Genomic DNA, 19,578 nt, shown 5'->3' with positions numbered 1-19,578 from the left:
CGTGGGCCGGTCAGGCGCCCACGATGTTGTATTCGGGGCCGAAGGGGAACTTCGTGATGTTCTCGGCTCCGTCCTCACCGACCACCAGGATGTCGTGCTCACGGTAGCCGCCGGCGCCCGGCTGGCCGTCCAGGACGGTGATCATCGGCTCCATGGAGACAACCATGCCCGGTTCCAGCACGGTGTCGATGTCCTCGCGGAGCTCGAGTCCGGCTTCCCGGCCGTAGTAGTGGCTGAGGACGCCGAAGGAGTGTCCGTAGCCGAAGGTCCGGTTGGCCAGCAGCCCGTGGCCCACATAGATCTCGTTCAGTTCGGCGGCGATGTCCTTGCAGACAGCTCCCGGCTTGATGAGTTCGAGGCCGCGTTTGTGGACTTCCACGTTGATGTTCCACAGCTCCAGGGAGCGGGCGTCGGGTTCGCCGTAGAACAGGGTGCGTTCCAGGGCGGTGTAGTAGCCGGAGGTCATGGGGAAGCAGTTCAGGGACAGGATGTCGTGTTCCTGGATCTTGCGGGTGGTAGCCCAGTTGTGGGCGCCGTCGGTATTGATGCCGGATTGGAACCAGACCCAGGTGTCCCGGATTTCCGAGTCCGGGAAGGTCCTAGCGATTTCGTGGACCATGGCTTCGGTACCGATCAGGGCGACCTCGTATTCGGTGATCCCGGCGGTGATGGCGTTGCGGATGGCTTCTCCGCCCAGGTCGCCGATGCGGGCACCGTGCTTGATGACCTCGATCTCTTCGGCCGACTTGATCATCCGCTGGCGCATGGCTGCCTGGGCGACGTCCACCAGGGTGGCCGATTCGAAGGCCGACTGGATCTTGTTCCGGTTGTCCAGCGGCAGTGAGTCGTCTTCGACGCCCAGCCGGCGGACGGAAATGCCCCGCGTGCGCAGCGCCTCCTGGATGGCGAAGATATAGTTGTCCCGGCGCCAGTCCGTGTAGACGACGTTGTCGCCGTAGCTGCGGCGCCACGGCATGCCGGCGTCGATGTTGGCGGTGACGGTCACGGTGTCGTCTTTGGTGACCACCATGGCGTAGGAGCGGCCGAAGTAGGTGAAGAGGAAGTCGGAGTAGTACTTGATGGAGTGGTAGCTGGTCAGGACGACGGCGTCCAGGTTCTTCTCGGCCATGATCCGGCGGAGGCCGGCGAGCCGGCGCTCAAATTCGGCGGTGGAGAACGTCAGCTTTTCCTTCTGGCCATTGTGCAGGACCTTCAGGCGCTCCAGTTCGGCGATGGACGTGGCGTTCTCGGATGCTGTGGTGGTCATTGTGGTGATGCCTTTCTTTGGTGCGGTTCCGTAGATGAAGAATTTTGGAGCAGGCCGGACTATTCGTGGCGGAGCGGTTCTTTACAGGTTTCGCGGGAGAGGGCGACGGCGATCAGGGAGATGATCGCTGCGCCGACGAGGTACCAGGCCGGAGCCAGATCGTTGGCAGTGGCCGCTATCAGCAGGGTGGCCATGAACGGAGCCGTGCCGCCGAAGAGCGCGTTGGAGAGGTTGAAGCTGACCGCGAAGCCGCTGTAGCGGACGCGGGTTGGAAACATTTCCGCCAGGAAGCTCGGCAGTGTGCCGTCATTGAGGGTGAGCATGGCGCCCAGCAGGATCTGGACGAGGACGATCACCAGGAAGTTCCCGGTGCCCAGCAGCGCGAAGGCGGGCACCGTCAGCACGATGAAGGTGATGGATGCGCTGATGAGCACCTTCTTGCGGCCGTAGCGGTCCGAGAGCATTCCGGTCAGGAAGATGAACCCGATGTACGTCAGCAGGGCGATGGTGGTGGCCAGGAAGGACTCGGTTTCGCCGAGGCCCAGTTCCGAGGACAGGTAGGTCGGCATGTAGCTGAGAATCACGTAAAAGCCGACGGCGTTGAGCAGCACTGCTCCGACGGCCTGCAGCAGCTGCCGCCAGTGGGTCCGGAACAGGCTGGACACGGGAGCCTTGACGGCCTCGCCCTCCGCTGCCAGTTCGCGGAACACCGGGGTGTCCTCCAGCTTGGTCCGGATGTAGCGTCCGATCAGTCCCATCGGGGCGGCCAGCAGGAACGGCAGGCGCCAACCCCAGCTTTGCATTGCCTCGGGACTGAGCAGGACTGTCAGCAGGCCCGCAATCAGGGAGCCGAGGAGCAGGCCCGCGGCGGTGCTGGCGGGAACGACCGCGGCGTACAGGCCGCGCTTGTTGGCCGGGGCGTACTCCACCAGGAAGGCCGACGCTCCGGCGTATTCACCGGAGGCGGAGAAGCCCTGCGCGACCCTGACGACCAGGAGCAGGATCGGAGCCCAGATGCCGATCGTGTTGTATCCGGGGATCAGTGCTATGCAGAAGGTCGCCCCGGACATGATCAGGATTGACAGGGAGAGTGCGGTCCGCCGGCCGACCTTGTCGCCGATATGGCCCCAGACGAAACCGCCGAGCGGCCGCACCAGGAACGATATTGCGAACAGTGCGAAAGTCAGCAGAAGCCCGGTCTGGGGGTTGGATCCGGGGAAGAAGACCACGGCGATTGTTGCGGCCAGATAGCCGTAAACGGCGTAGTCGAACCATTCGACGAAGTTGCCGATGAAGCTGGCAGCGATGACTCTGCGCCGGGTGTCCTTGCTGATGTCGTCGCCGTTGACGGGTACGGGCTGGCCGCCGAGCGGCGATGACGCCGATGCAGCCATGGAAGTTGTTTCGTTACTCATAGATCCACCAATGATTTTTGGGGTTGCAATGAACGCAACGCTGTTGCACCAGACTAAGAGTGATGCGGACCACAGTCAATGGTTTTTTGGTGGCGGCAGTAAATATCTGTGCTGTGAAAGCTGGGAGAACGACCAGGCTGGCCGTGAGTCGGGCAGGATGAGCCCGTACAGCCGAAACCATTTCGGGTTGCGATAAGCACAACACCGTTGCAGTACTGTGTTGTCGGAGCTCAGCCCCTGTGCGCGGTCTCGTTGCCGGGAGCTGCCGCAGCGTTGGCCCGAAATCTGCGGCTGATGACGTCCGCATCGAACGGCCGCTGGTTTCCGGCAGGAGGAAAGCGGCCAGCAACGCCGCGGCGGCAATCACCGTGAGGTATGTGGCGGGAGGTGAAACACACAGCTGCCATCGGGACGCGGTACAACCTTTGTGAAAGCTCTCCGGTGCGCGTATTCCTGGCCCAGCTTCCGTTTGCCAAGGTAGAGGACTGCTGGAGGGCGGAAGGAGGTGGCGGGTTGCATTACGATGTCGGCACCACGGTCCAGGACAGGGCCGGACCGCATCACCGCACTCTCCGGCAGTGTGCTGGCAACCGCTCGTAACGTCTCGGCCCGTCTTGGCCATCGGCCCCGCCGGTCCTCAGACAAGCACGCGCTAAAGCACGCTGCGGACGGCCTGCTCAAAACTGCTGACGTGCGCCAGGGCCAGCTGACCGGCGCGGTCCGCATCCCCGTCGGCAATTGCTTCCAGTAATTCCACATGTTCGGTGATGTGCCCCGTCACGGAGGGCACCTTGTCCAGGACGAGGCACCAGATCCGGGTGGCCAGGTTGTCGTAGCGGATTAAGGTGTCTTCCAGGTGGGGATTGCCTGCGGCACGGTAGATCAGCCGATGCACGGTGAGGTCGTAGCGCATGAGCTCGCGCTTGTCATCGGGCTTGGCATCGATGCCGGAGATGGTGCGGGCCACGTTGCGGAGTTCCGCGCGCATGTCTGCGCTGGCGTTGGTTGCGGCGCGGCGGGCCGCCAGTGGTTCCAATAACTCACGGACATCCGAGACGTCGGCAAGTTCGGTGATATCCACGATCGTGGCGAACGTTCCCCTGCGGGGATAGGAGACCACCAGGTGGTCGCTTTCCAGCCGCTTCAACGCCTCCCGCACGGGTGTGCGGCCAATGCCGAGTTCGGCGGCCAGCTGGCCGTCATTGATGGCCTCGCCCGGCCGGATCTCAAGCATTATGAGCCTGTCCCGCAGATGCCGGTAAGCCCGCTCGGCCAGCGAGAGGTCCGGATTTCCTGCGATGAGCTGATTCTCCAGCGTCAAGGTCATCAGGGCTCCTTAATTCTGGCCCGGTAGGGCATTCGGCTGGGACAAACACTGCTATTGACGTGCTGTGACGTTCAACATACTATTGCACGACAGCTAATATATCAGTTAGAGATCAGTTGTTGATCAGCCCGAGGGCAAACTCTTCAAAGGAGAAATGATGCTGGAAGCACTCACAGGTTCCCTCGCCGAGGTGGACGCCGACATTGCCGCCGCCATAACCGCTGAATTGGAACGCCAGCAGTCCACCCTGGAGATGATCGCGTCCGAGAATTTCGCCCCTGCCTCGGTCATGGAGGCGCAGGGCTCGGTCCTCACGAACAAGTACGCCGAGGGCTACCCGGGCAAGCGCTACTACGGCGGCTGCGAGCACGTGGACGTGATCGAACAACTGGCCATCGACCGGGTCAAGGCCCTGTTCGGCGCCGAAGCCGCGAACGTGCAGCCGCATTCGGGCGCCCAGGCCAACGCAGCCGCCATGTTTGCTCTGCTTGATCCGGGCGACACGATCATGGGACTCTCGCTGGCACACGGCGGACACCTCACCCATGGCATGCGCCTGAACTTTTCCGGCAAGCTGTACAACGTTGTCCCGTACCATGTGAGCGAGCACGACCACGTGGTGGACATGGCGGAAGTGGAGGCCCTGGCCCTCGAGCACCGCCCCAAGATGATCGTGGCCGGCTGGTCGGCGTACTCCCGGCAGTTGGACTTCGCGGAGTTCCGCCGGATCGCGGATCTCGTGGGCGCCTACCTGATGGTGGACATGGCGCACTTCGCCGGACTCGTCGCCGCCGGGCTGCACCCGAACCCGGTGCCGTATGCCGACGTCGTCACCACCACCACGCACAAAACCCTCGGCGGCCCGCGCGGCGGGGTGATCCTGAGCAAAGAGGAGTATGCGCGCAAGATCAACAGCGCCGTGTTCCCCGGCCAGCAGGGCGGTCCGCTGGAACACGTGATCGCGGCCAAAGCCGTTGCCTTCAAAATCGCCGCCTCGGCCGAGTTCAAGGAACGCCAGGAGCGCACCCTCGAGGGTGCCCGCATTCTCGCGTCAAGGCTCCTGCGCGATGACGTCGCCGCAGCCGGGATCTCCGTGGTCAACGGCGGCACCGATGTTCACCTGGTCCTCGTGGACCTGCGGCACTCGGAGCTGGACGGACAGCAGGCCGAGGACAGGTTGCACCGGATCGGCATCACCGTCAACCGCAACGCCGTTCCGTTTGACCCCCGCCCGCCCATGGTCTCCTCCGGACTGCGGATCGGCACCCCCGCCCTGGCCACCCGCGGCTTCGGCGCCCCGGAATTCACGGAGGTGGCTGACATCATCGCCTCCGCACTCATTTCACCGGCAACAGACAACGAACTCAGCGACGAAACCGCCGCCGGCCTCCGCAGGCGCGTGGCCTCCCTGGCGGCACGATTCCCTCTGTACCCGCACCTTGGCGGCAAGGCAGCGGCATCCGGGCTTGAGGCAGAACTGATTGGAGCAGCACAATGACCACGGAACACCTTCCGGAACACCCGGACTTCCTTTGGCGCAACCCCGAGCCCAAGTCATCCTATGACGCCGTGATTGTCGGCGGCGGCGGCCACGGACTGGCCACCGCCTATTACCTGGCCAAGAACCACGGGATGACCAACATCGCCATCCTCGAAAAAGGCTGGCTCGCGGGCGGCAACATGGCCCGGAACACCACCATCATCCGTTCCAACTACCTCTGGGACGAGAGCGCGGCGATCTATGAGCACGCCCTGAAGCTCTGGGAAATCCTGCCGGAGGAACTCGAATACGACTTCCTGTTCAGCCAGCGCGGCGTGATGAACCTGGCCCACACCCTCGGCGACGTGCGCGAGAGCATCCGCCGTGTCGGGGCCAACAAGCTCAACGGCGTGGACGCGGAGTGGCTGGACCCGCAGCAGGTCAAGGAACTCTGCCCCATCCTGAACATCAACGACAACATCCGCTACCCGGTGATGGGCGCCACCTACCAGCCCCGCGCCGGCATCGCCAAGCACGACCACGTCGCCTGGGCGTTCGCCCGTAAATGCGATGAGCTCGGCGTGGACATCATCCAGAACTGCGAAGTCACCGGCTTCGTCAAGGACGGCAACCGCGTGGTGGGCGTCAAGACCAACCGCGGCACCATCCACACCGAAAAGGTCGGCCTCTGCGCGGCAGGACACAGCTCGGTGCTGGCGGAAATGGCCGGGTTCCGGCTCCCCATCCAGTCCCACCCCCTCCAGGCGCTCGTGTCCGAGCTCCACGAGCCCGTCCACCCCACCGTGGTCATGTCCAACCACGTCCACGTCTATGTCTCCCAGGCGCACAAGGGCGAACTGGTCATGGGCGCCGGCGTGGATTCCTACAACGGCTACGGCCAGCGCGGATCCTTCCACGTGATCGAGCACCAGATGGCAGCCGCCGTCGAACTCTTCCCGATCTTCGCCAGGGCCCATGTGCTCCGGACCTGGGGCGGAATCGTGGACACCACCCTCGATGCCTCCCCCATCGTCGGCACCACCCCGGTGGAGAACATGTTCGTCAACTGCGGCTGGGGAACCGGCGGATTCAAGGGAACCCCGGCGGCCGGGCTGACGTTCGCGCACACCATCGCCACCGGAACGCCGCACAAACTCAACCAACCCTTCGCCCTGGAACGCTTCGAAACCGGCGCCCTGATCGACGAACACGGCGCCGCCGCCGTGGCCCACTAGAAAGAGGTATGGACATGCTCCTGATCCCCTGCCCCAACTGCGGCCCCCGGGACGAAACCGAATTCCAGTACGGCGGCCAGGCCCACATTGCCTACCCCGAAAACCCGGCAGAACTCACCGACCGCGAATGGGCCGAGTACCTGTTCTACCGCGACAACACCAAAGGCGCGTTCGCCGAACGCTGGCTGCACAGCACCGGCTGCCGGCAATGGTTCAACATGCTCCGCGACACCGTCACCTACGACATCCAGGCCGTCTACCCGATGGGCCAGCCGCGCCCTGACAAGGAAAACGCAGCCACGGGAACCACAGCCCCCACCGTTCCCAGCCCCGTCTCCCCGGAAGGAGCAGTCAAATGACCGCTCAGCCGCAGCCCGCGCGTCTGTCCACCGGCGGACGCATTGACCGCAGCGTCACCTGGCGCTTCACCCTGGACGGCGAGGAATTCACCGGCCACCCCGGCGACACCCTCGCTTCGGCCCTGCTGGCGAACGGCCGGATCGCCGCCGGCAACTCGCTGTACGAGGACCGGCCCCGCGGCATCATGTCCGCCGGCGTCGAGGAATCCAACGCCCTCGTCAAGGTCGCCGCCCGCTTCCCGGGCCACGTGGCCGAGTCCATGCTCCCCGCCACCACGGTGACCCTGGTGGACGGGCTCAGCGCCGAACTGCTCAACGGGCTCGGAAAGCTTGACCCCGAGGAGGACCACGCCGAGTACGACAAGAAGTACGTCCACACCGACGTCCTCGTGGTCGGCGGCGGACCCGCCGGCCTGGCCGCGGCACGCGAAGCCGTCCGCAGCGGCGCCCGCGTCATCCTCATGGACGACCAGCCCGAGCTGGGTGGCTCGCTGCTCTCCGGATCCACCGATCCGGCCCTCGCCGAGACCATCGAAGGTGTGCCCGCCCTGGACTGGGTGTCCAATGTTGAAGCCGAACTGATCTCCGCGGCCGAGTGCACGGTCCTGAACCGCACTTCCGCGTTCGGTTCCTACGACTCCAACTACGTCATCGCGGCCCAGAACCGGACCGACCACCTGTCCAGTCCCGCCGCGCCCGGCGTGTCCCGCCAGCGGATCTGGCACATCCGCGCCGCCCAGGTCATCCTGGCCCCCGGCGCCCACGAACGCCCGCTGGTCTTCGAAAACAACGACCGCCCCGGCATCATGCTCGCCTCCGCGGTCCGCAGCTACCTCAACCGCTACGCCGTGGCCGCCGGATCCCGCGTGGTCATCAGCACAACCAACGACAGCGCCTACGCCCTGGCCGCGGACCTGAAGGCCGCCGGCATCCGCGTCGAAGCCGTCGTGGACGCCCGTCCGCAGCTGAGCGAAACCGCCGCCGCAGCCGCGGCCGGCACCCGTGTCCTGGTCGGCAGCGCCGTCGCCAACACCACCGCCGGAACCGACACTGCCGGAACAGGCGGCCAGCTCACCGGCGTCACCGTCCGGAGCATCAACGACGACGGCGAACTCACCTCCGGCGTCGAGCAGCTGGCCTGCGACCTGCTGGCCGTCTCCGGCGGCTGGTCACCCGTGGTGCACCTGCACTCCCAACGCCAGGGCAAGATCCGCTGGGACGATGACCTGGCGGCGTTCGTCCCCAGCAGCGTGGTCCCCAACCAGTACGTGCCAGGTGCGGGCCGCGGCAGCTTTGCGCTCGAGGACTGCGTGTCCGAGGGCATCTCCGCCGGCGCGGCCGCCGTTGGCGCAGCCGGTTTCGACACCGAAAACTCTGCACCCGTCCCGACCTCCGTCCTGGACGAGCCGAAAGCGTCTGCCCCGACCCGCCAGCTCTGGCTGGTCCCCGGGCAGAAAGGCGGCCCGGAGGACTGGCACCACCACTTCGTCGACTTCCAGCGGGACCAGTCCGTGGCCGACGTCCTCCGCTCCACCGGGGCCGGCATGCGCTCGGTGGAACACGTCAAGCGCTATACCTCGATCAGCACCGCCAACGACCAGGGCAAGACCTCCGGGGTGAATGCGATCGGCGTCATTGCCGCGGCGCTCCGGCAGGCCGGCGAAGCCTCCCGCGGCATCGGGGAAATCGGCACCACCGCGTACCGCGCCCCCTTCACCCCGGTGGCGTTCGCTGCCCTGGCCGGACGCCAGCGCGGCGAACTCTTCGACCCTGCCCGCCTCACCTCCATCCACGCCTGGCACGTCGCGAGGGGGGCGCTCTTCGAAGACGTGGGGCAGTGGAAGCGGCCCTGGTACTACCCGCAGGACGGGGAGGATATGGACACCGCGGTGCTGCGTGAATGCGCCGCCGTCCGTGACTCCGTGGGCTTCATGGACGCCACCACGCTGGGCAAGATCGAGATCCGCGGCAAGGACGCGGGCGAGTTCCTGAACCGCATCTACACCAACGCATTCAAGAAACTGGCGCCGGGCTCGGCCCGGTACGGCGTCATGTGCACGCCGGACGGAATGATCTTCGACGACGGCGTCACGCTGCGTCTCGATGAGGACCGGTTCTTCATGACCACCACCACCGGCGGCGCCGCCAAGGTGCTGGACTGGCTGGAGGAATGGCTGCAGACCGAATGGCCGGACCTGGACGTGCACTGCACCTCCGTGACGGAACAGTGGTCCACCATCGCCGTCGTCGGGCCGAAGTCCCGCGCAGTTGTGGCGAAACTGGCTCCGGAACTGGCGGCAAACGGCGGGCTCGACGCCGAGGCTTTCCCCTTCATGACCTTCCGGGAAACGACCCTTGCCTCCGGTGTCCAGGCACGGATCTGCAGGATCTCGTTCTCCGGTGAACTGGCCTTCGAGATCAACGTCCCCTCCTGGTACGGGCTGAGCACCTGGGAAGCCGTGGCAGCCGCGGGTGCGGAGTTCAACATCACCCCGTACGGCACCGAAACCATGCACGTTCTGCGTGCCGAGAAGGGCTACCCGATCGTCGGCCAGGACACCGACGGGACCGTCACCCCGCAGGACGCCGGGATGGAATGGGTGGTGTCCAAGGCCAAGGAGTTCATCGGCAAACGCTCTTATGCGCGCAAGGACGCCGGCCGGACCGACCGGAAACACCTGGTCAGTGTCCTACCGGTGGACCGTACGTTCCGGTTGCCGGAAGGTACCCAGCTGGTGGAGCAGGGCATCACCGTCAACCCCGCCTACGGCCCCGTGCCCATGCAGGGGTTCGTGACCTCGAGCTACCACAGCGCGGCACTGGGCAGATCGTTCGCCCTCGCGCTGATCAAGAACGGCCGGAACCGCATCGGCGAAACCCTGGTGGCTGCCGCCGGCGACCAGCTGGTGGACGTTGTTGTGGCAGAAACCGTACTTTTTGACTCTGAAGGGACCCGTAAAGATGGCTGAAACAGCAGCACTCGATAATTCCAAGAAGATCCGGACTCTCCGGCAAAGCCCGGCATCGCACCTGCGGGAAGCATTTGTCTCCGGATCGGCGGCCGGCGCCGTGGAGCTGCGGGAAGTGCCGTTTCTGACCATGGCGGGAATCCGGGTCAATCCGGCCGGCGAAGCCGGGGCGCGGCTGGGAACCCTGACGGGAGGCCTGCCATCCGCTTCAGGGGACGTCCGCAGCAGCGGCGACACCGCAGTGCTGTGGCTGGGTCCGGCAGAATTCCTGCTCGTGGCCCCCGCGGAATCCCACGAAAGTCTGGGCGGCGACCTTCCCAGGACGCTCATTGAAGCACTGGGGGCCGGCGAGGGCCAGGTGGTGGATCTCTCCGCCAACCGCACCACGCTCGAACTCTCCGGTCCGCGGGCGCGGGCCGTTTTGGAGAAGGGCTGCTCCCTGGACCTGCACCCCCGCGTCCTGAAGCCCGGGACGGCATTGTCGACTGAAATCGGCGGCATCCCGGCCATTCTTTGGAAGACCGCAGAAGAGAACTACCGGATCTTCCCGCGTGCATCCTTTGCGGAGTTCCTCGGCCGCTGGCTCCTCGATGCCATGCGTGAATTTGCGTCCCCTGAGGTCACCTGATGGCGCTCAGCGTCCTGGACCTGTTCTCTGTTGGCATCGGGCCGTCCTCCTCCCACACGGTCGGCCCGATGCGAGCGGCAAAACGCTTCGCCGACGGGCTCAGCGACGCTGGCCAGCTTCCGGCCACGGCCAGGATCCAGGCCGAGCTTTTCGGTTCCCTCGGCGCCACCGGCCGGGGCCACGGTTCGGACAAGGCCGTGGTCCTGGGCCTCCAGGGCCAGGACCCCGAGACTGTGGACACGGGAACCGCCGATGACCAGGTGGCGGCCGCCGCCCTGGATGCCGAGCTCCGGATCGGCGGCCACCACCGCGTGGACTTCAACTGGGACGAAGACGTGGTGCTGCACCGCCGCAAGTCCCTGCCCGCCCATCCCAACGGCATGACCTTCCGGGCCCTGGACCACGCCGGGACAGTGCTCCGGGAACGCAGCTACTACTCGATCGGCGGCGGCTTCGTCGTTGACGGCACCGCACAGGGCGCTGACCAGGTGGTGGCAGACGACACGGTGTTGCCCTACCCCTTCACGACAGCCGACGGGCTCCTGGAAATCTGTGACCGCGAGAGCATGTCCATCTCCGACGTCATGCTGGCCAACGAACTCGTCTGGCGCAGCGAAGCGGAACTCCGCGAGGAGCTCCTGGCACTGTGGGCGGTCATGCGCCAATGCGTGGAGAACGGCTGCGCCGCGGAAGGGATCCTGCCCGGCGGATTGAACGTCAGGCGCCGCGCGCCGTCGTTGTTCCGCACGCTGACGGCGGATACCGGCGTTACCGACCCACTCCGGGCCATGGAATGGGTGAACCTGTTCGCACTGGCCGTCAATGAGGAAAACGCCGCAGGGGGCAGGATTGTCACCGCTCCCACCAACGGCGCCGCGGGCATCGTGCCGGCCGTCCTGCACTATTACGTCAAGTTCGTCCCCGGAGCCAACGACGACGGCGTCATCCGCTTCCTGCTGGCGGCCGCCGCCGTCGGAATTCTCTTCAAGATCAACGCCTCCATCTCCGGCGCGGAAGTCGGGTGCCAGGGCGAGGTGGGATCGGCCTGTTCCATGGCGGCAGCCGGGCTGTGCGAAGTCCTGGGCGGCACCCCTGCACAGGTGGAAAACGCCGCTGAAGTCGGAATCGAACACAACCTCGGGCTGACCTGCGACCCCGTCGGCGGACTGGTGCAGATCCCCTGCATCGAACGCAACGCCATCGCCAGCGTGAAAGCGATCAACGCCGCCCGCCTGTGCCTCCACGGGGACGGCAGCCACAAAGTGTCGCTGGACAAAGCCATCAAGACCATGCGTGAAACAGGAGCGGACATGAAAACCAAGTACAAAGAAACCTCCCGCGGAGGCCTCGCCGTGAACGTGATCGAGTGCTGAACCGTGGACACCCCGAATAGCAGCGCCCCTGAATACGTTCTGACACTCGATTGCCCGGAAACACGGGGAATCGTCCATGCCGTGTCCGGGTTCCTGATGGAACAAGGCTGCGACATCCTGGAAAGCAAGCAATTCGACTCAGAGGTGGACGGCCACTTCTTCATGCGGATCCACTTTGCTTCGGACGGAGACCCGGCCGGCAAACCTGCCATCACTGATACGCTCCGGGATGCCTTCGTGCCCGTAGCCGAAAAATTTGGCATGCAGTGGCAACTGCGCGCCCACGGGACGAAACGCCGGGTCCTGATCATGGTCTCGAAATTCGAGCACTGCCTCAACGATCTGCTGTTCCGCGCCCGCATCGGTGAACTGCCCATCGATACTGTCGGAGTCGTCTCGAACCATCCGGACCACCGGGGGATCGTGGAATGGCACGGCATCCCTTTCTTTCATGTGCCCGTCACGGCAGACACCAAGCCGGCAGCCGAGGAACGCCTCCTGGAGCTCGTCGACCGGCTGGATGTCGAACTGGTGGTGCTGGCCCGGTACATGCAGGTCCTCAGCGACGAACTCACCCGCCGCTTGGACGGCCGCGCCATCAACATCCATCACTCCTTCCTGCCCAGCTTCAAGGGCGCCAAGCCCTACCACCAGGCGCACGCCCGCGGCGTGAAGACCGTCGGCGCCACCGCCCACTATGTCAACGCGGAGCTCGATGAAGGGCCCATCATCTCCCAGCAGGTGGTGGAGGTGGACCACACTTACGGGCCCGACGATCTCGTGGCCGCCGGACGGGACACCGAGTGCAAAGCACTGTCCAACGCCGTCCGCTGGCACTGCGAGGGACGCGTTTTCCTCCAAGGCAACCGGACCGTCGTACTGCGCTAGTTGTCCTACTGCGCTAGATACAGCACGTGCCCAGACTTCCGGAGGGCTGTCGAGGGGGAATCGTGGGCCCAAGTGTGGCTCGGACCGTACTCCAGACCGGGGACCCGTCGCCAGGTCAGGCAGAAATCCGGTTCGCCAGACTGGAGTGAGTCGCGTCAACGGCCGGCACGCCATCGCCGGTCTGGCCGTACAGCCAGTCGTTGTACTGGAAGTCGTTGTCCTTCCGGCTCTTGAAGAGCAGGTTGCGCAGCGTCCGGGCCAGTCCGGAGACGTGCCAGGATTCGCCCCAGATGCGGGCGGTGCGCTGGACCCGGGCGGTTCGCCCGGCGCGGAGGTTGTTGAATTCCTTGATGGCGTCGTCCCAGGCTTCCTGGTTGACGCCGTCCGGGGTGAACACGGTGCCGTTGCTGACGTCCTGCAGCACGGCTGCGTCCTCGAGCGCCTGGCAGGCGCCCTGGGCGAGGTACTGGAGCATGGGATGGGCGGCGTCGCCCATCAGCACCATCCGGCCGGCGACCCAGTTTTCGATCGGGTCGCGGTCGTACATGGGCCAGCGGATGCCGGTGCCCAGGTTCCTCAGCGCTTCCTGAACGGCCGGGACGCAATCCTTGTAGGCGGCCTCAAGCTCGTCCACTCCCCCGTACTGCTCTTCGCCGCGTTCGAAGGAGGCGGACTTGAAAACGGCCACGGTGTTCAGCAGCTCGCCCTTGCGCAGCGGGTACTGCACGAGGTGGCAGTCCGGTCCGAGGTAGACGATCACGTCCTCGAGGTCGGCCTTGGGCGTGTTTTCGGTGATCGGCACGGTGCCTCGGTAGGCCACGTAGGCCGAGGGGACCGGCTGGTCGGTGGCGACGAGCGGGCGCAGGGTGGACTTGAGTCCGTCGGCGCCGATCACGACGTCGGCCTCGTAGTCCACGCCTGCGGCGGTGTGGGCCACACCCCGGCCGTTCACGGTCTCAACACTTTCGACTAGGACGTCGTTGACGAGCTTGACGCCGGCCGCCTCACAGCCTTCGAGCAGGACCCGGTGCAGGTCGCTGCGGTGGATCACAACGTACGGTGCGCCGTAGCGTTCCGCGAATTCCCCGCCGAGGCTCTGGCGGGTGAGCTCCTCGCCGGTGACGGCGTCGCGGAAGACCAGGTGTTTGGGCTGGACGCCGATTTCCAGTGCCTTTTCCAGCAGGCCCCAGCGTTTGAGGACTCGGGACGCGTTGGGGGCCATCTGCAGCCCCGCGCCGACCTCGCCGAATTCAGGGGCCCGCTCCACGAGGGTGACGTTGGCGCCGTTTTCCCGCAGCGCGAGGGCTCCGGCCAGTCCGGCCATTCCCCCTCCGATGACGAGGACATCGGTGGACGTGGCGTGCTCAGACATTGCTTGCTCCTGTTGGTGAGGGTGAGATGGAGAGTTTTGACTTCAGTTTGAGGCCGACAGCGGCCAGCAGGACCGCGGCGATCGCGGCGGCACCGGCGAATGCGAGGAAATTGGAACTGACACCCAGCCCGGCGGCCAGCAGGAGGCCACCTACCTGCGGTGCGGCGACGGCGCCGATGCGGCCGGTCCCCAGCGCCCAGCCCAGCGCGGTCCCCCGCAGGTGTCCGGGATAGTGGCTCGCGACGGCGGCGATGATGAGGCACTGCGTGCCGTGGGTGCCGACGCCGGCGAGGACCAGCATGAGGTACACGACGCTGACCGGCGGTCCCGCGACCAGGACCACCAGCGCGCCGGCGGCGACGGCGGCCGCGGCGATGGCGGTCGGAATCGGACCGAAGCGGGTGCCTGCCCAGGCCGTGATGACCGAGCCGGCCACCGCCCCGAGGTTAAGGGCAAGGGCGAAGGTCAGGGCGGAGCCCAGGTTGTACCCGGCCAGCTGCATGAGGTTGGGCAGCCAGGTGCCCAGCCCGTACCAAGCAAACAGTGTGGCGAGCGTCGCCAGGGCGAAAAGCACGCTGACCCCCAGGTACGGGGCGCGGAGCAGGGACTTGAAGCCTGACGGCTCCATGATCTTGCGACCGCTGCCGGCTGCCTTGCGTGCAGCTTTGCCTGTTGCACTGCCTGTGGCGCGGACCGGGGCCAGCGTCTCCGGAAGGTATTTCAGTCCGAGCGGCACCACGATCATCAGTGCGAGCACGGCCACGAGGAACATGGACCCCCAGCCGAAGGCGGGGATCAGCTGGATGCCGACGAGGGCCGCAATGGATCCGCCGATCGGGACGCCGGACATCATCAGGGTAGCGATGGTGGACCGCCATTTGGTGGGGACCAGCTCGGCAACGAGTGCATTCGCCGAGGGCACCAGTCCGCCAAGCCCGACGCCGGCGAGGAGCCGCAGTGCCCCGAAGACGGCGGCGTTGGGGGCGAAGGCGCAGAGGATGGTGAAGATCGAGAAGATGATGGCGCAGCCGAGGATGGTGCGGCGGCGGCCCCAGGAGTCGGCCATCCGGCCGGCAAAGATGGCACCGATCATCATGCCGAGGAAGGCCATGGATCCAATGGTCCCGGCGGTGGCCTTGCTCAGGCCCCAGCCGGTCTCGGAGATCAGGGAGGACTGGACGGTGCCGTAGACGATGAGGTCGTAGCCATCGAAGACCACCAATAGCCAGCAGACGAGGACGGCTGCTGCCGAGCCTTTGGAGAACCCTGATGCAGGCCCATCGGCGGTAGTGGGGGCGGGAGCCCCCGGCGAGGACCGTTGCGGTGCTACGGCGGAAGGTGTGTGATTCATCCCACTACTGTCGTAGCGGTCACAGGTGAACCACAATACAATTCTGATGTGCAGAACAACCCATCAGCCAAGTCCGCCCGGATGCCCGTACAGAAGCGGCCCACCTATTCCATCGAGGCAGTCGACAACGCCTTGCAGCTCCTCCAGTTGCTCCGCGACGGCGGCGCACTGCGGCTCAAGGACGCCGCCGAGGAGCTGGGCGTGGCCCCGTCCACCGCCCACCGCCTCTTGGCGATGCTGGTCTACCGGGGTTTCGCCGTACAGGATGAAACCCGCCGCTATGTCCCCGGCCCGGCAATGGGCGTCGGGCCGGCCGGGCTGAGCTGGACCAGGCTGCTCCGCTCGCTCGCCCAGCCGCACATGGAGCTGCTCTCCGCGCAACTCAACGAGACCGTCAACCTCATGGTGCGGGTGGGTACGAAAGTGCGGTTCCTGGCCACGGTGGAAGGGGACAATGTGTTACGGGTTGGTGACCGGCAGGGGACGGTGATGCCAGCCAACAAGACCTCCGGAGGCAAGGCCATGCTCGCCGAACTGGAACTCCACATGATCGACCAGCTCTTCCGCAGCAACAATGCCGAGATTGGCGGGGACACCATTCCGGCGACGGATTACCCGGCGTTCCTGCGCGAGCTGGAGTCCGTCCGCAGCAACGGCTTCGCGGCCAATTTCGAAGGCACGGAGGAGGGTGTGAGCGCCCTCGGGATGGCCCTGCACAACCGGCACGGGCAGGTGGTCGGCGCGCTCAGCGTCGCCACTCCCGCGACCCGCTTCCGCCGGGTGTTCGACGCCGGGCTCGTCCCCGCCCTGCGGGAAACCTGCCGGCAGCTGGAGATCGATATCGCGGCGAATCCGGCCGGGCCGGACTGAGCACCTGGCTGGCCACCCAGCAGGAACAGTCAATCAATTCTGACCAGCAGAATATGCTCGGGATCACATACCTGCGTCCGTAGAGTCGAACTACGCCAAAGAACTGTTCTGACCTACCGAGGAGGCCCACGTGTCCATCAGCGCCGAGAACACGACTCATGAATCAGTGGCCGCGGGGCACACTGCTCCGGAGCCGACGCCCGAAGAGGCTGCCCAGCTGAAGGAGCTGTACCGGGATTTTGACCGCGAGAACCTGATCCCGCTCTGGACCGGGATCGCCGACCTGATGCCGATGGTCCCGACCCCCAAGGCGGTGCCCCACGTCTGGCGGTGGAGCGACCTGTACCCGCTGGCTGCCCGGGCGGGCGATCTTGTCCCGGTGGGCCGCGGCGGCGAACGCCGCGCCATTGCCCTGGCCAACCCGGGCCTGGCGAACACGCCCTACGCGACCCCCACGCTGTGGGCAGCCATCCAGTACCTCGGCGCCCGCGAGACCGCGCCCGAGCACCGCCACTCCCAGAACGCGTTCCGCTTCGTCGTCGAGGGCGAAGGCGTCTGGACGGTGGTGAACGGGGACCCGGTGCGGATGTCCCGCGGCGACTTCCTGCTGACCCCGGGCTGGAACTTCCACGGCCACCACAACGACACCGATGAGCCCATGGCCTGGATCGACGGCCTGGACATCCCCTTTGTGCACTACGCCGACGCCGGCTTCTTCGAGTTCGGCACCGAGCGCGTCACGGACGAGGCCACCCCGGACATCTCCCGGGCCGAGCGGCTCTGGGCCCACCCGGGCCTGCGTCCGCTCTCCGGCCTGGATGACACCACCAGCTCCCCCATCGCGGCCTACCGCTGGGAACACACGGACCGGGCATTGCGCGAGCAGCTGCTGCTCGAGGACGAGGGCCACCCGGCCACTGTGTCCCAGGGCCACGCCGCCGTCCGCTACACCAACCCCACCACCGGCGGCGACGTGATGCCGACCATCAGGGCCGAATTCCACCGCCTCCGCGCCGGCGCCTCCACCGAAGCCGTCCGCGAAGTCGGCTCCAGCGTCTGGCAGGTCTTCGAAGGCTCCGGCTCCGTGGTCCTGAACGGCGAAACCAGGACCCTGGAAAAGGGCGACCTCTTCGTCGTCCCGTCCTGGACAGAATGGTCCCTCCGGGCCGAGCTGCAGGCGGACCTGCAGGCGGACACCGGGTTCGATCTCTTCCGCTTCAGTGACGCCCCCATTTTCGAACGGCTGAACTTCAACCGCACCTACATCGAAGGACGCAACAAATGAGACTCCTCACCCTCCGCCTCCCCCAGGGGGACAAAACAGTAACCCAGGCCGTCCGCCAGGACGGCGACACCCTGACCGAGATCAACGGCTTTGCCGACGTCGGAGAGCTGCTCCGCTCAGCAGGCTGGGAGGCGACCGCGAAGGCAGCCAACGGCGCCACGCACCCGCTCGACGGCGCGGACCTCGACGCCGTCGTCCCCTCCCCCGGCAAGATCATCTGCGTGGGCCACAACTACCGCAACCACATCAAGGAAATGGGCCGGGAAGTCCCCGAGTTCCCCACCTTGTTCGCCAAGTACCAGGAATCCCTGATCGGCCCGAACGATGACCTGGCCCTCCCGCAGGAATCCGACGCCGTCGACTGGGAGGCCGAACTCGCCGTCGTCATCGGCAAGAAAGGCCGCCGGATCAGCGAAGCCGACGCCGCGGACCACATCGCCGGCTACGCCGTGCTGAACGACGTGAGCATGCGGGACTACCAGTTCCGCACCATCCAGTGGCTGCAGGGCAAGACCTGGGAAAAGTCCACCCCGTTCGGGCCCGCACTTGTCACCAAGGACGAATTCACCGCCGGCCCGTTGATGACCTCCGAGGTCGACGGCGAAGTCCAGCAGCAGACCCCCACCGGCGACCTCGTCTTCACTCCCGAGTACCTGGTCTCCTACATCTCCACCATCATCACGCTGAACCCGGGCGACGTGATCGCCACCGGCACCCCCGGCGGTGTTGGCCACGCCCAGGACCCCAAGCGCTACCTGCAGGAAGGCCAGCTCCTGGTTACCACCATCGAGGGACTGGGCCAGCTGAAGAACCGTGTGGTCAAGGAAGCCTGATGGTTGCCCGCCACGACCAGACCACGGACCCAGAGCTGCTTGCGGCACTGCTGCAGGCGCGCCGGGGCACGGCGTTCTTCGCCCGCAAGCTCAACGAACTCAGTGACGCGGAGCTCGACGGCGATTCGCTGCTGCCGGGCTGGACCCGCCGCCACATCACGGCGCACATCGGCTACAACGCCCGGGCCATCGCCCGGCTCATCGAGTGGGCGGCCACCGGAGTGGAATCCCCGATGTACCCGTCCACCGCGGTCCGTGACCACGAGATCGACTTCGGCGCCACGCTGAGCCCGATCGCGCTGCGGAACCTGTTTGACCACTCCGCCGTGCACCTGAACGTCGAATGGCGCGACCTGCTGGAGGACGCCTGGCGCCACAAAGTGCGGACGATCCAGGGCCGGGAAGTGCCTGCCACGGAAACGGTCTGGATGCGCAGCCGAGAAGTCTGGATGCACGCCGTCGACCTGGCCAACGGCGCCGCCTTCGGGGACATCCCGGTACCCGTGCTGGAGCGGCTCCTCCGGGATATCACCGGCGCCTGGCAGGCCCGCGGCACGGACGAGGGCCTCGTGGTTAAGGTAACTGACCGCGATCTCACGTTCGGGGACTCCACGTCGGCGTCCCCCACAGTGGTATCCGGATCGTTGGCCGCAGTGGTCGAATGGGCCGCAGGCCGTGGCAGCGGCGGCGTCACCGCAGAGAACGGCGCAGCCCTCGGCCAGGTACCGGCAGCACCCAAGTGGATCTGAATCCTGGGTGCGTGCGTCGGTAGTGCCGGGTGGGCAGACAAGACGGTAATGGGTCTTTTGGAACCATTCTATTAAGTCATGTCCACCTGGCCGCCGCGTTTCCTGCGGTGGTACCGCGGTGGACTGATCATTTAGAAGACAGGCCAGAAGCCGTCAGTCGGTGCCTGAGTCACACCG

16 protein-coding genes are annotated in these 19,578 nt (G+C 66.0%); 11 read left to right on the top strand and 5 right to left on the bottom strand.

Annotated elements, in window-relative coordinates:
- Positions 1 to 10: 10 nt before the first annotated feature.
- The 3 genes from ACQCSU_RS20175 to ACQCSU_RS20165 all read right to left on the bottom strand — a co-directional run bounded on the left by ACQCSU_RS20175 (position 11) and on the right by ACQCSU_RS20165 (position 4,009).
- The gene (locus ACQCSU_RS20175) at positions 11 to 1,267 is read right to left on the bottom strand and encodes an aminopeptidase P family protein (protein ID WP_426977090.1); all 1,257 of its coding nucleotides are present in this window, start codon (positions 1,265 to 1,267) and stop codon (positions 11 to 13) included.
- Positions 1,268 to 1,326: 59 nt separating this feature from the next.
- The gene (locus ACQCSU_RS20170) at positions 1,327 to 2,682 is read right to left on the bottom strand and encodes an MFS transporter (RefSeq protein WP_426977089.1); all 1,356 of its coding nucleotides are present in this window, start codon (positions 2,680 to 2,682) and stop codon (positions 1,327 to 1,329) included.
- Positions 2,683 to 3,334: 652 nt separating this feature from the next.
- A complete protein-coding gene (locus ACQCSU_RS20165; protein ID WP_426977088.1) occupies positions 3,335 to 4,009 on the bottom strand; it encodes a GntR family transcriptional regulator in 675 nt (224 codons plus the stop codon).
- A 157-nt stretch (positions 4,010 to 4,166) separates the two neighbouring features.
- Between ACQCSU_RS20165 and glyA the strand changes: the two genes are divergently transcribed.
- The 7 genes from glyA to purU are packed head-to-tail and all read left to right on the top strand — an operon-like array spanning position 4,167 to position 12,941.
- On the top strand, positions 4,167 to 5,507 hold the full coding sequence (gene glyA, locus ACQCSU_RS20160; RefSeq protein WP_426979873.1) for a serine hydroxymethyltransferase: 1,341 nt from the start codon (positions 4,167 to 4,169) through the stop codon (positions 5,505 to 5,507).
- Positions 5,504 to 6,724: a sarcosine oxidase subunit beta family protein gene (locus ACQCSU_RS20155; protein WP_426977087.1), complete on the top strand. Its 1,221-nt coding sequence runs from the start codon at positions 5,504 to 5,506 to the stop codon at positions 6,722 to 6,724. Before glyA ends, ACQCSU_RS20155 begins: the two co-directional genes overlap by 4 nt.
- 14 nt (positions 6,725 to 6,738) lie before the next feature.
- Positions 6,739 to 7,083: a sarcosine oxidase subunit delta gene (locus ACQCSU_RS20150; protein WP_426979872.1), complete on the top strand. Its 345-nt coding sequence runs from the start codon at positions 6,739 to 6,741 to the stop codon at positions 7,081 to 7,083.
- On the top strand, positions 7,080 to 10,052 hold the full coding sequence (locus ACQCSU_RS20145) for a 2Fe-2S iron-sulfur cluster-binding protein (RefSeq protein ID WP_426977086.1): 2,973 nt from the start codon (positions 7,080 to 7,082) through the stop codon (positions 10,050 to 10,052). The genes ACQCSU_RS20150 and ACQCSU_RS20145 overlap by 4 nt, the downstream gene beginning before the upstream one ends.
- Positions 10,045 to 10,680, top strand: a complete 636-nt coding sequence (locus ACQCSU_RS20140; RefSeq protein ID WP_426977085.1) for a sarcosine oxidase subunit gamma — start codon at positions 10,045 to 10,047, stop codon at positions 10,678 to 10,680. Before ACQCSU_RS20145 ends, ACQCSU_RS20140 begins: the two co-directional genes overlap by 8 nt.
- Positions 10,680 to 12,053: an L-serine ammonia-lyase gene (locus ACQCSU_RS20135; RefSeq protein ID WP_426977084.1), complete on the top strand. Its 1,374-nt coding sequence runs from the start codon at positions 10,680 to 10,682 to the stop codon at positions 12,051 to 12,053. The genes ACQCSU_RS20140 and ACQCSU_RS20135 overlap by 1 nt, the downstream gene beginning before the upstream one ends.
- Before the next feature lie 3 nt (positions 12,054 to 12,056).
- Positions 12,057 to 12,941 (top strand): formyltetrahydrofolate deformylase, encoded by an 885-nt coding sequence (purU, locus tag ACQCSU_RS20130; RefSeq protein ID WP_426977083.1) that lies wholly within the window; start codon positions 12,057 to 12,059, stop codon positions 12,939 to 12,941.
- Between the two features lie 115 nt (positions 12,942 to 13,056).
- On the opposite strand, the gene ACQCSU_RS20125 is transcribed toward purU, so the two are convergent.
- Together ACQCSU_RS20125 and ACQCSU_RS20120 are read right to left on the bottom strand one after the other, a co-directional pair.
- Positions 13,057 to 14,313, bottom strand: coding sequence for an FAD-dependent oxidoreductase (locus ACQCSU_RS20125; protein WP_426977082.1), 1,257 nt, complete (start codon positions 14,311 to 14,313; stop codon positions 13,057 to 13,059).
- Complete coding sequence (locus ACQCSU_RS20120) at positions 14,306 to 15,664, bottom strand: MFS transporter (RefSeq protein ID WP_426977081.1); 1,359 nt, start codon at positions 15,662 to 15,664, stop codon at positions 14,306 to 14,308. The genes ACQCSU_RS20125 and ACQCSU_RS20120 overlap by 8 nt, the downstream gene beginning before the upstream one ends.
- Positions 15,665 to 15,745: 81 nt before the next feature.
- Here ACQCSU_RS20120 and ACQCSU_RS20115 point away from each other — a divergent pair, with 81 nt between their 5' ends.
- The 4 genes from ACQCSU_RS20115 to ACQCSU_RS20100 all read left to right on the top strand — a co-directional run bounded on the left by ACQCSU_RS20115 (position 15,746) and on the right by ACQCSU_RS20100 (position 19,401).
- Positions 15,746 to 16,534, top strand: a complete 789-nt coding sequence (locus ACQCSU_RS20115; RefSeq protein ID WP_426979871.1) for an IclR family transcriptional regulator — start codon at positions 15,746 to 15,748, stop codon at positions 16,532 to 16,534.
- Positions 16,535 to 16,664: 130 nt separating this feature from the next.
- A complete protein-coding gene (locus ACQCSU_RS20110) occupies positions 16,665 to 17,819 on the top strand; it encodes a cupin domain-containing protein (protein WP_426977080.1) in 1,155 nt (384 codons plus the stop codon).
- The gene (locus ACQCSU_RS20105; protein WP_426977079.1) at positions 17,816 to 18,652 is read left to right on the top strand and encodes a fumarylacetoacetate hydrolase family protein; all 837 of its coding nucleotides are present in this window, start codon (positions 17,816 to 17,818) and stop codon (positions 18,650 to 18,652) included. The genes ACQCSU_RS20110 and ACQCSU_RS20105 overlap by 4 nt, the downstream gene beginning before the upstream one ends.
- On the top strand, positions 18,652 to 19,401 hold the full coding sequence (locus ACQCSU_RS20100) for a maleylpyruvate isomerase family mycothiol-dependent enzyme (RefSeq protein WP_426977078.1): 750 nt from the start codon (positions 18,652 to 18,654) through the stop codon (positions 19,399 to 19,401). The genes ACQCSU_RS20105 and ACQCSU_RS20100 overlap by 1 nt, the downstream gene beginning before the upstream one ends.
- Positions 19,402 to 19,578: the final 177 nt, after the last annotated feature.

This window comes from Pseudarthrobacter sp. O4 (genome assembly GCF_050157025.1).
Taxonomy (GTDB): domain Bacteria; phylum Actinomycetota; class Actinomycetes; order Actinomycetales; family Micrococcaceae; genus Arthrobacter.
This window is presented reverse-complemented; position numbering and strand designations above follow the sequence as displayed.

Bases quoted from the DNA above. Each gene is read 5' to 3' on its own strand.
- ACQCSU_RS20100 (WP_426977078.1), top strand. From the start codon at position 18,652: ATGGTTGCCCGCCACGACCAGACCACGGACCCAGAGCTGCTTGCGGCA.
- ACQCSU_RS20145 (WP_426977086.1), top strand. From the start codon at position 7,080: ATGACCGCTCAGCCGCAGCCCGCGCGTCTGTCCACCGGCGGACGCATT.
- ACQCSU_RS20125 (WP_426977082.1), bottom strand. From the start codon at position 14,313: ATGTCTGAGCACGCCACGTCCACCGATGTCCTCGTCATCGGAGGGGGA.
- ACQCSU_RS20175 (WP_426977090.1), bottom strand. From the start codon at position 1,267: ATGACCACCACAGCATCCGAGAACGCCACGTCCATCGCCGAACTGGAG.
- ACQCSU_RS20115 (WP_426979871.1), top strand. From the start codon at position 15,746: ATGCCCGTACAGAAGCGGCCCACCTATTCCATCGAGGCAGTCGACAAC.
- ACQCSU_RS20105 (WP_426977079.1), top strand. From the start codon at position 17,816: ATGAGACTCCTCACCCTCCGCCTCCCCCAGGGGGACAAAACAGTAACC.
- glyA (WP_426979873.1), top strand. From the start codon at position 4,167: ATGCTGGAAGCACTCACAGGTTCCCTCGCCGAGGTGGACGCCGACATT.
- ACQCSU_RS20165 (WP_426977088.1), bottom strand. From the start codon at position 4,009: ATGACCTTGACGCTGGAGAATCAGCTCATCGCAGGAAATCCGGACCTC.
- ACQCSU_RS20135 (WP_426977084.1), top strand. From the start codon at position 10,680: ATGGCGCTCAGCGTCCTGGACCTGTTCTCTGTTGGCATCGGGCCGTCC.
- ACQCSU_RS20170 (WP_426977089.1), bottom strand. From the start codon at position 2,682: ATGAGTAACGAAACAACTTCCATGGCTGCATCGGCGTCATCGCCGCTC.
- ACQCSU_RS20150 (WP_426979872.1), top strand. From the start codon at position 6,739: ATGCTCCTGATCCCCTGCCCCAACTGCGGCCCCCGGGACGAAACCGAA.
- ACQCSU_RS20140 (WP_426977085.1), top strand. From the start codon at position 10,045: ATGGCTGAAACAGCAGCACTCGATAATTCCAAGAAGATCCGGACTCTC.
- ACQCSU_RS20155 (WP_426977087.1), top strand. From the start codon at position 5,504: ATGACCACGGAACACCTTCCGGAACACCCGGACTTCCTTTGGCGCAAC.
- ACQCSU_RS20120 (WP_426977081.1), bottom strand. From the start codon at position 15,664: ATGAATCACACACCTTCCGCCGTAGCACCGCAACGGTCCTCGCCGGGG.